Below are 10176 nucleotides of genomic sequence, written 5' to 3'. Positions count from 1 at the left end.
CTCCGCTAGCGACTGATGGCCAGTGGATTGAAAAGGGAACCGTTCTGGCAGAGGTGAATGGGAGTACTCATGCCATTTTGACCGGGGAGCGATTGGCGTTAAATTTACTCCAGCGGATGTCCGGAATTGCCACACGGACGCGGAGTTTTATAGATCAATTGCAGGGACTTCCCACACGTTTGGTGGACACGCGTAAAACAACGCCGGGACATCGACTGTTGGAGAAGTATGCTGTGCGTGTAGGCGGCGGCTCAAATCATCGTTTTGGTCTGTACGATGCTGTTATGATTAAGGACAATCATATTAAGGGCGCGGGTGGGATTGCACAAGCGGTGAGCCGAGCGCGCGCGCGCATCCCGCATACGATGACGATTGAAGTAGAGACGGAAAACATGACGCAAGTCCAGGAGGCTCTGGAAGCTGGGGCAGATATTATTATGCTGGATAACATGTCCGTCCCGGATATGAAGGAAGCCGTTCGCTTCATTCGTGAGCAAGCTCCACACGTCAAAACAGAAGCCTCAGGCAATGTATCGCTGGATACAGTGCGTGGGATGGCTGAAAGTGGCGTAGATGTGATTTCTGTAGGCAGGCTGACATACTCATTTCATAACCTGGATATCAGCCTTGACCTTAACGCAAAGAAAGATAGGTGACACCCATTGATTCTTGTAGTGGATGTAGGTAATACCAATATTGTTCTGGGGATGTATGAAGGGCGCGAGCTGCTGCATCACTACCGGATCAGCACTTCCAGACAGGCAACCGCCGATGAATACGGCGTACTCATACATAATCTTTTTAGTATGGGCGGCGTATTAATGGATGACATCCAGGGAGTTATTATTTCCTCTGTCGTTCCGCCGTTGGTCCGGGTATTAGAGGAAATGTGCGATAAATATATAGGCAAAACGCCGTTGATCGTCGGACCGGGAATCAAGACCGGTCTTAACCTGCGTTACGAGAACCCGCGCGAAGTAGGTGCGGATCGGATCGTGAACGCTGTTGCGGCTGTAGAACGGTTCGGTGGGCCGCTTGTTGTAGTGGATTTTGGAACAGCAACGACGTTTGATTGTATTGATGACAAGGGAAACTATCTGGGTGGAGTCATTGTGCCGGGTATCGGCATTTCGACGGAGGCACTGTATCAACGGGCCTCCAAACTCCCTCGTATCGAGCTGGAGAAACCCAAAAAGGTTATTGGTCGGAATACGGTCCATGCAATGCAGGCCGGGATTATTTTCGGTTATGCTGGGCAAGTCGATGGCATTGTGAGGCGCATTAAGGAAGAAATGCAGGCGGAACCCACGGTTATTGCTACCGGAGGTCTTGCAGAGCTGATCGCATCAGAGACGGAAAGCATTCAGGAAGTGCTGCCGATGTTGACTCTCGAAGGATTACGCATCATTTACCAACGTAACGCTGAATAAAAAGTAGAACCAAGCTGCCGCTGAGTCGAACCGATGATTTTATCGGTTTGGATTAGCGGCGTTTTTCGTCTATACTGAAATATGTTACGTTTTTGAACAATTCGCGTATCTGTTGATGCAGGTTGTTTATATAGTAGGAAATGATGCTTCAAGGATGAGGAAATACTAATGAAAATAAGCAGCATAGCTGCCTTGGATTATAGGGAGGATATCAATTATGGAAAATAAGCAGGATCGACTTATTCGCGGCACCGCCATGGATGGAAGGGTTAGAGCCTTTGCGGTTCGGACAACTCAATTGGTAGAGGAACTGCGGAGAAGACACGATACTTATCCTACAGCAACCGCTGCATTGGGACGAACCCTCACAGCGGGTGCAATTATGGGTTCTATGCTAAAAGGCAATGAACGACTGACCATTCAAGTCAAAGGCGATGGACCAATTGGACAAATTGTCGTTGATGCCAACGCTGTAGGGGAAGTGCGAGGTTATGTCACCGAACCACATGTGCATTTGCCAAGCAATAGTATGGGCAAACTGGATGTAGCGGGTGCCGTAGGTACAGAGGGATTCATTCATATTATCAAGGATCTGGGGCTAAAAGAACCGTACCGCGGCAGTATTCCGATTATTTCTGGCGAACTCGGTGAGGATTTTACCTATTATTTTGCCAAATCCGAACAGACTCCGTCAGCGGTCGGTCTGGGTGTGCTGGTAGATACGGATAACTCCGTTATTGTGGCTGGCGGGTTTATTATTCAGTTGCTTCCAGGCCTGAGTGATGATGAGATTACTGCCATTGAAAATGCAGTCGGCTCCATTCCACCCGTTACTGCTCTGCTGGATCAAGGGTTGGAGCTTGAAGAAATGCTGCGTTGGATGCTGCCGGACGTTCGTGTTCTTGATGAAATGGATATTCATTTCCAATGTGAATGCTCACGCGAGCGTGTGGAAAAAACATTGATCAGCTTGGGAGAAAGTGAATTAAAGCAATTAATTGAGGAAGAAGGACAGGCTGAGGTCGTGTGTCACTTTTGTAATGAGGCTTATCAGTTTAATAAGGATGAATTGCAAAGTCTGTTAGATCAAGCCAAGGCCTAACCGGATGGGCGGTGCAAGCGATGACTACACGGGAAAAAGGATTATGGACAGCTGTCATTATTCTGACCGTTAGCGTCGCCGCCTTGGGTGGTCTTATCATGCTTCGGGGGCTGTTAAAGCCGGGTGATGTAAGCAAGGATGACGGCGATCATATTGTGGCGGAGATGGGTCAGGAAAGCATATCGGAGGAACAGTGGGTAGCGGAACTGAAAAAGCGATATGGAACGAATACGCTGTTGCAAATGTTGAATCGTAAAGCCGTGCAGGCTGAAACCAAGCGTCTCGGTATCAAGATCACCCAAGAGGATTTACAGCAGGTGCTGGAGCAGGATAGTAAAGGGTACGACTCAGAACAAGCCTACTTTGAGGAGATGCAGCAACAGTTTGGCTTAGATCCGGTTGATTTGCGAAATGAAGCGGAGTACCGGATTGGCCTGGAGAAAATAGCTACCGAAGGTATTCAGGTTGAGGAATCCCAGATTGACGAGTATTGGGAACAGCACCCTGAGGAATTTGCCGCTGGTAAGGAGATCAAACTGGCAGCCCTTTATGTGGCTAAAGCGGAGGAAGCAGAGGCGTTGCTGGATCGGGTCAAGCAAGGAGAAAGTTTCGACACGCTGCTTCGAGAGCATTCAGGTTCAGGTAACCCTCTCGGCGAGGATCATAGCGGACAGCTGGGATGGGTGGATGAATTTGATCCATTTCAACCGGAGGCGGTCATGAAGGCGGCGAGAGAACTAAGCTCCGGGGACGTTGCAGGTCCCATCTCCCTAAACGATGGCTATGCGGTCATTTATGTACAGGATGTCAGACTCAAGAACTCCCCGGACAAGCAGCAGATTCGTCAGCAGATTCGCCGATCTCTTGCACTAGCACAAGCCGCTCCTTTGGAAGAGGTCGAGAAGAGTCTGCGTGATAAATATGGAGCGCGTATTTTATCTGGGAAAGAGGCGTCTTCCGCTTCTCTCTAAGATCGTAAAAGGAGCTTGCTTTGAAGGAAACAGGTGCGGATAACGTGGGTAAACGGCGTTCCAGCTTATTTACTTGTATTGACATTGGAATTGAAGATTGTTATGATTAGCGTATAAAACCAACTATTTTTATCGGAAATCAAATGAACGGCATAAAACGAACAATGATTTACCTAGAGTCATCTGCTATATGATTTCGCAATTTTTAATATATCATCTACAGTCAGGGAGGAATTATCATGGCTAAAGTTGTTAATAACATCACCGACCTTATCGGAGAAACGCCCCTCGTTCGCCTCAACCGGATCGTACCGGAGGATAGCGCTGAAATTTATCTGAAACTGGAATATCAGAACCCAGGCTCCAGTGTAAAAGACCGTATTGCGATTAGTATGGTGGAAGAAGCTGAGCGTGAAGGTCTGCTTAAACCGGGCGGTACCATTATTGAAGCAACTAGCGGTAACACTGGAATCGGCTTGGCAATGGTTGCTGCTGCGAAGGGGTATAAAGCCGTAATTGTTATGCCAGAAACGATGAGTATAGAGCGTCGTAATTTGTTGCGTGCTTACGGAGCCGAGCTTGTGTTAACACCAGGCTCAGAAGGTATGAACGGATCTGTTAAGAAAATGGAAGAGCTGTTGAGCGAGAATCCGGAATATTTTGCTGCCGAGCAGTTCAAGAATAAAGCCAATATCAAAATTCACCGTGAAACAACGGGTCCTGAGATCGTAGAAGCGATTCGTTCTATTGGCGGTACTCTGGACGCTTTTGTAGCAGGTATAGGTACTGGCGGAACCATTTCTGGTGCCGGAGAAGTACTTAAGAAGGAATTCCCTGATATTAAAATTGTGGCTGTAGAGCCTGCCTCTTCACCATTGCTGGCAGGCGGCAAGCCAGGACCTCACAAAATTCAAGGACTGGGTGCCAACTTTATTCCTGAAATTTTAAACCGCGACATCTATGATGAAATTTTTCATGTAGAAAATGATGAAGCTTTCGAGGTAGCACGTAGAGTTGCCAAGGAAGAGGGCATTTTGTCCGGTATTTCATCCGGTGCAGCTGTTCACGCAGCTTTGAAACTTGCTAAGCAATTGGGCAAGGGCAAACGGATTGTTGTCATTATTCCAAGTAATGGCGAACGTTACCTGAGTACACCACTATACAATTTCGAGCTGTAATTATGTCGTAATTGTGTATACTATACGTAAGGAGTCCCTCATTTCCCTGTAACCGGGGGATGGGGGTTTCTTTGTAAGGAAAAGAATGCAGACTTTTGGCAAAGTAAGGGAAGGGGCAGCACACACAGATGAAATGGACAGCTAGAGTAACGGAAGCGCAGTGGCAGGCTTGGCAGGAGGAAGACTGGAGCATGCTGCCCTATATTGCTGAGTACTCATTACCCGTTAGCGGCTTACCGTCATCGTGGCGGAAGGCTTGGGAGGACTCGTCACCATATGCCTTCTTGCTAGAGAGCGCCAAGGGTGGAAGGTATACTTATCTGTCCTTGAATCCGGTGGCTGTATTGGAAGGCAAGGGGGAGCATGCAGTCTGGACTGATCTGCAAAGCGGGGAGCATGTTGATATACATGGACAACCTTTGACAGTCATGAACGATTGGATCTCCTCTTACCGTGCGCCACGTGTACCTGGTATACCTTTTTTCTCTGGGGGATTTGTGGGCTACCTGGGCTACGATGTAGCCCGCTCCTTGGAGCGTTTGCCCAATCAAGCTGCAGACGATACAGATATACCTGATTATGTATGGATGCGGGTGAATGAGTTATGGATTTATGATCACGAAGCATCATGCTTATATTGTGCTGTTCATATGCCTAATCCTGCCCACTCTAGTAACCTCAGCAGTCAGACTGATTTGGCGAATGAGACTATGTTAGATGAAACCGCACCTATACTTGGCAAGCTTTATGCGGAAGCGGCCCAACGTGCAGAACACATGCTGACTCAGTGGAATAACATCATACACGCAGGAGAGACTGATCCAGCTTATCCTCATCGTTGTGCTCGACTATCCGAAGCAGGATTAGAGGCTGTTCATCAAGAATCTGAAGGCTGGAAAACAGCTTTCAGCCAACAGGACTTTGAACATGCCGTGAAACGTGTGCAGGAATATATTGCCCAAGGGGATGTATTTCAGGTGAACTTGTCGATTCGCCAGCAACGTACGCTTACAGCCCTTCCTGAGCATATATATGAATGGCTTCGTTTATTGAATCCATCCCCTTATATGGGGATGCTGCGTATGTCAGATTTACGGATTGTCAGTGGCTCACCGGAATTGCTAGTGAAACTGGAGGATGGACGTGTGAGCGCCCGACCTATTGCAGGTACGAGAAGAAGGGGGCTGACACCGGATGAAGATGCCGCTATGGCAGCTGAGCTTCTATCCAGCGAAAAAGAACGTGCCGAACATATTATGCTCGTCGATCTGGAGCGTAACGATATCGGACGGATTGCTGAATACGGGTCGGTGCATGTCCCTGAATTGCTGACTGTCGAATACTATTCGCACGTGATGCATTTGGTTTCTCAGGTCGAGGGAAAGTTAGCCCCGGGTCGTACAGCTATAGACGTAATTGCCGCTACCTTTCCTGGCGGAACTATTACAGGAGCGCCCAAGGTACGCACCATGGAAATCATTGAAGAATTAGAGCCCGTCCGACGAGGTCCCTACACGGGGTCCCTTGGATGGATTGACTATAATGGTAATATGGAATTAAATATTATAATAAGAACACTAGCTGTTAAGGCGAACACTGCCTACTTACAGACGGGTGCGGGTATCGTCATTGATTCAGACCCGTACAGGGAATATCGGGAGTGTTGGAACAAGGCCAGAGCTGTCATGAAGGCGGTACAATGTGGCGAAGAAGAAGCCGCTTTGAGCAGGAGCGGTATCACAGGAGGGTGAGTCGTATGATTTTGGTGATTGATAATTATGATTCGTTTACGTACAATCTTGTGCAATATCTGGGTGAACTTGGGGAAGAAGTGACCGTGAAACGGAACGATGAGATTGATGTGAAAGGCATAGAAGAGCTTGCACCAGAGCATATTTTGATCTCGCCGGGTCCATGCACGCCGAATGAGGCGGGAATATCGCTGGATGTGATCAACCATTTTAAAGGCCGGATTCCGATTTTCGGCGTGTGTCTCGGTCACCAGGCCATCGGACAGGCATTTGGGGGTAAGGTTATCCGCGCTGATCGGCTCATGCATGGCAAAACATCACCGATTCTCCATCACAATACTTCAGTATTTGAGGGCTTGCCTTCTCCGTTCACGGCAACCCGGTATCACTCATTGCTGGTAGAGCGCGAGAGTCTGCCTGAATGTCTAGAGATTACCGCTGAAACTGCAGAGGGCGAAATTATGGGGTTACGGCACAAGGAATTTGCTGTAGAGGGAGTTCAGTTCCATCCCGAATCCATCATTACCGACTACGGGCATCAATTGTTGCGCAATTTTCTTAAACGCAAGGTAGGCGTCTGATTTATGAAATATATCGGAGTTAACGGCGTCCTCACGGAAGTCGCAAAAGCCGTGATTCACGTAAGTGATCACGGCTTTTTATACGGTATGGGCTTGTTTGAAACATTCCGTACCTATAAAGGTGTTCCATTTTTGCTGGATCGGCATCTGCATCGACTGAAGGAAGGCTGCCAAATGCTCGGCATTCCTTTTCAACCGGATGGGGAGCAGCTTACGAAACATATCCAGCATCTGATGGCGGCAAATGGGCTGGATGAAGCCTATATCCGCTACACTGTATCAGCGGGTGAAGAGGCCCTAGGCTTGCCATCCGGTGACTATACGCAGCCCAACCATATTTTGTTCGCCAAGCCGCTGCCTTCTACAAATACTCAAACCGGGCAATCCTCAGCGCCGTCGGCGCTTCAGTTGCTGCGAACCCCTAGAAACACTCCGGAGGGTGAGGTTCGATTAAAGTCGCTCCATTATATGAATAATATTTTTGCGAAGCGGGAACTTCAGCAGTATGTCGAGGCTGTTCGTTATAAGGCTGAAGGAATGATGCTTACGGCCAATGGTTTTCTGGCAGAGGGAATAGTCAGTAATCTGTTTTTTGTGCGAAACAATACGCTGTATACTCCTGACTTGTCTACTGGAATTTTGCCAGGTATTACTCGTGAGTTTATTTTGGAGCTTGCGCATTTGCGAGATATTCCATGTGAGCAAGGGCTATACCATTGGGACGAGCTGAAACAGGCTGATGAAATTTTTATGACCAACTCTATACAAGAAATACGACCCGTGAATTTATTATTGGAGCCGGGGGGAATAGCGATCCATTTATCGGCTCCCTTGGCAGAGACCGAGTCCATAACGGCTTTGCTGTTGCACGATTATAGGCAGAAAGCAGGGATGAAGTGAATATACCAACTCTTTATGAACGCAGCTATCGAATGGGGGAGGCCGAGCTTACACTCGGACATTCTACCCAGATTATGGGCATCCTCAACGTAACCCCAGATTCATTTTCTGATGGAGGATTGCATTATAATTCAGAGATTGCTGTTTTGCATGCGTTGAAGCTCGTGGAGGATGGAGCGAATATCATTGATATTGGCGGGGAGTCTACTCGCCCGGGTCATGAACCAGTAGGTGTGGAAGAGGAACTGGCTCGGGTCATTCCGGTTGTCCAGGCGATCCATCGAATTGCACCGCACATCCCGTTATCTGTGGATACTTACAAAGCCGAAGTAGCTAGACAGGCGCTTGAAGCAGGCGCACACATCATCAATGATGTGTGGGGGTTTAAGGCAGATCCCGATATGGCACGTGTAGCAGCGGAATTTGATTGTCCGGTCATTTTGATGCATAACCGTCACGATCGTAACTATACCGATTTGGTTTCTGATATGCTGTCCGATTTAAAAGAAAGTATCCAGTTAGCACTGGACGCAGGGGTACGTAAGGAGCAGATTATTTTAGACCCAGGCATCGGTTTTGCCAAAGATTATGATGAAAATATTCATGCCATGACTTCTCTTGATACATTGAGTCAACTGGGGTATCCGCTGTTATTGGCTACATCGCGCAAAAGGTTTATCCGTACAGCATTGGATTTGCCTGTGAATGATGTGGTGGAGGGCACTGCGGCCACCGTCGCCTTTGGCATTGCCCAGGGGTGTCAGATTGTGCGTGTGCACGATGTGGCACAGATCAAGCGCACCGTGCGTATGTGTGATGCGATGGTGTACGGGTCTAAAAATCCACTGAGTTATGGTGGGTAAAGCCCGCTTCACAAATCCTTTGCTTCTACGATCGCTGTTGCAACGATATTCTTTGAATTAGTAAAACATATGACTGTAAGAATCCCGTTGCAAAGGCGAGCGCTATGTACATCTTTAGTTGAGCTTATTTAGAGAAAATCAAAAAACAGGGGGCTATCCAAGATGGATAAAATGAAATTGCATCGCATGGAGTATTACGGATATCATGGCGTTTTCCCGGAGGAGCGTAAGCTGGGGCAGCGTTTTTATATAGACTTGGAGCTGGAGCTTGATCTGCGTGAGGCGGGTGAGCAAGATGCTTTGGACAAAACGGTTAATTATGCTGAGGTGCATTACACCGTGAAGGATATCGTAGAAAAGGAATCTTACCAATTGATTGAAGCTTTGGGCGAACGTATTGCATCTTCCCTACTGGACACTTATACTAGTGTCAATGCACTGACTGTCAAAGTGACGAAGCCGCATCCGCCGTTTGATATTCATTTTGAGGGTGTGACGGTTGAGCTTTATCGCGCAAGAAAGTAGGAACGATACATGAATGCACATTCGACCTCTGAGGCATCAGAGGCTTATATTGCTTTAGGGGCTAATTTGGGGGAGCGTGAGCATACCCTGTATGAGGCCATTACCGCACTGGACGAACATCCAGCGATACGAGTGCTGCGCTGCTCCAGCCTGTATGAAACAGAGCCTGTTGGCTATCTGGATCAGCCTTCTTTTTTGAACATGACGGTAGCCGTCTCTACAACATTTGCTCCAGAGGAGCTTTTGGTTTATATGCTGGAGGTGGAGAGTCGTTTGGGGAGGGTAAGGCATATTCCTAACGGTCCACGAACCATTGATCTTGACTTGTTGTGGATGGAAGCGGCACAACTGGCTACGCCAGATTTGGAACTTCCTCATCCTCGTATGCTGGAGCGTGCTTTTGTGCTGGTTCCTTTGGCTGACATTATTCCGAGCCAAGATTCGTCCGGTCTGTACAGTATCGTGCATACAGCATTGAATTCTGTGGATGGAAAGGACGGCATACAGCTTTGGAAAACTTGCAGCTGGCGCAACGACTCCGCGCCTTTCGGAAGCTAAAAGGGTTCACCCAGCAGGAGTTGGCAAACCGAACCGGCATATCTTTGACTGTATTAGGTGCTGTGGAGCGAGGTAATCGTACAGTAGACGCAGATATGCTGAACATCATCGCCCAAACGCTAGAGATTGAAGTCCGGGAATTGACGGATTAACGATAAGTATACGATATAAAAGAAGGAATAAAGGGGGGAATAGATATGTTGAAAATCGGCGATATTGAAATGAAAAACCAAGTCGTCCTGGCACCGATGGCAGGCGTGTGCAACCCTGCTTTTCGCTTGATTGCCAAGGAATTCGGTACAGGCTTGGTATGTGCA

The 10176-nt window shown here is 48.0% G+C and carries 12 protein-coding genes and 1 pseudogene; all 13 read left to right on the top strand.

The annotated features are described in order from the left end of the window. A partial coding sequence (nadC, locus tag AC5V8P_RS19055) for a carboxylating nicotinate-nucleotide diphosphorylase (RefSeq protein WP_495473778.1) occupies window positions 1–656 on the top strand: 656 nt, incomplete at its 5' end. 6 nt (window positions 657–662) lie between these two features. Next, a complete protein-coding gene (locus AC5V8P_RS19050; protein WP_063208382.1) occupies window positions 663–1430 on the top strand; it encodes a type III pantothenate kinase in 768 nt (255 codons plus the stop codon). 217 nt (window positions 1431–1647) lie between these two features. Beyond that, entirely contained in the window at window positions 1648–2532 is an 885-nt protein-coding gene (gene hslO, locus AC5V8P_RS19045; protein WP_063208384.1) for an Hsp33 family molecular chaperone HslO, read from the top strand. Window positions 2533–2552: 20 nt separating this feature from the next. Next, a complete protein-coding gene (locus tag AC5V8P_RS19040) occupies window positions 2553–3503 on the top strand; it encodes a peptidyl-prolyl cis-trans isomerase (RefSeq protein WP_064795710.1) in 951 nt (316 codons plus the stop codon). Between the two features lie 239 nt (window positions 3504–3742). Then, the gene (gene cysK / locus AC5V8P_RS19035) at window positions 3743–4681 is read left to right on the top strand and encodes a cysteine synthase A (protein WP_063208388.1); all 939 of its coding nucleotides are present in this window, start codon (window positions 3743–3745) and stop codon (window positions 4679–4681) included. Between the two features lie 128 nt (window positions 4682–4809). Next, window positions 4810–6432, top strand: coding sequence for an anthranilate synthase component I family protein (locus AC5V8P_RS19030; RefSeq protein WP_064795709.1), 1623 nt, complete (start codon window positions 4810–4812; stop codon window positions 6430–6432). 5 nt (window positions 6433–6437) lie between these two features. Next, on the top strand, window positions 6438–7013 hold the full coding sequence (gene pabA / locus AC5V8P_RS19025; protein ID WP_063208392.1) for an aminodeoxychorismate/anthranilate synthase component II: 576 nt from the start codon (window positions 6438–6440) through the stop codon (window positions 7011–7013). Between the two features lie 3 nt (window positions 7014–7016). Beyond that, a complete protein-coding gene (locus tag AC5V8P_RS19020) occupies window positions 7017–7913 on the top strand; it encodes an aminotransferase class IV (RefSeq protein WP_064795708.1) in 897 nt (298 codons plus the stop codon). Beyond that, window positions 7910–8776, top strand: coding sequence for a dihydropteroate synthase (gene folP / locus AC5V8P_RS19015; protein ID WP_064795707.1), 867 nt, complete (start codon window positions 7910–7912; stop codon window positions 8774–8776). Before AC5V8P_RS19020 ends, folP begins: the two co-directional genes overlap by 4 nt. A 162-nt stretch (window positions 8777–8938) precedes the next feature. Further along, window positions 8939–9301 (top strand): dihydroneopterin aldolase, encoded by a 363-nt coding sequence (folB, locus tag AC5V8P_RS19010; protein WP_064795706.1) that lies wholly within the window; start codon window positions 8939–8941, stop codon window positions 9299–9301. 9 nt (window positions 9302–9310) lie between these two features. Continuing rightward, window positions 9311–9859 (top strand): 2-amino-4-hydroxy-6-hydroxymethyldihydropteridine diphosphokinase, encoded by a 549-nt coding sequence (gene folK / locus AC5V8P_RS19005; RefSeq protein WP_064795705.1) that lies wholly within the window; start codon window positions 9311–9313, stop codon window positions 9857–9859. Then, window positions 9811–10011 (top strand): helix-turn-helix domain-containing protein, encoded by a 201-nt coding sequence (locus tag AC5V8P_RS19000; protein ID WP_063208402.1) that lies wholly within the window; start codon window positions 9811–9813, stop codon window positions 10009–10011. Before folK ends, AC5V8P_RS19000 begins: the two co-directional genes overlap by 49 nt. Window positions 10012–10056: 45 nt before the next feature. Further along, a pseudogene (locus AC5V8P_RS18995) lies at window positions 10057–10176 on the top strand (tRNA dihydrouridine synthase DusB); the annotation flags it as partial.

The organism is Paenibacillus sp. N119s (assembly GCF_059447605.1).
This window is presented reverse-complemented; position numbering and strand designations above follow the sequence as displayed.

Bases quoted from the DNA above. Each gene is read 5' to 3' on its own strand.
- hslO (WP_063208384.1), top strand. From the start codon at position 1,648: ATGGAAAATAAGCAGGATCGACTTATTCGCGGCACCGCCATGGATGGA.
- AC5V8P_RS19040 (WP_064795710.1), top strand. From the start codon at position 2,553: ATGACTACACGGGAAAAAGGATTATGGACAGCTGTCATTATTCTGACC.
- cysK (WP_063208388.1), top strand. From the start codon at position 3,743: ATGGCTAAAGTTGTTAATAACATCACCGACCTTATCGGAGAAACGCCC.
- AC5V8P_RS19030 (WP_064795709.1), top strand. From the start codon at position 4,810: ATGAAATGGACAGCTAGAGTAACGGAAGCGCAGTGGCAGGCTTGGCAG.
- pabA (WP_063208392.1), top strand. From the start codon at position 6,438: ATGATTTTGGTGATTGATAATTATGATTCGTTTACGTACAATCTTGTG.
- AC5V8P_RS19020 (WP_064795708.1), top strand. From the start codon at position 7,017: ATGAAATATATCGGAGTTAACGGCGTCCTCACGGAAGTCGCAAAAGCC.
- folB (WP_064795706.1), top strand. From the start codon at position 8,939: ATGGATAAAATGAAATTGCATCGCATGGAGTATTACGGATATCATGGC.
- folK (WP_064795705.1), top strand. From the start codon at position 9,311: ATGAATGCACATTCGACCTCTGAGGCATCAGAGGCTTATATTGCTTTA.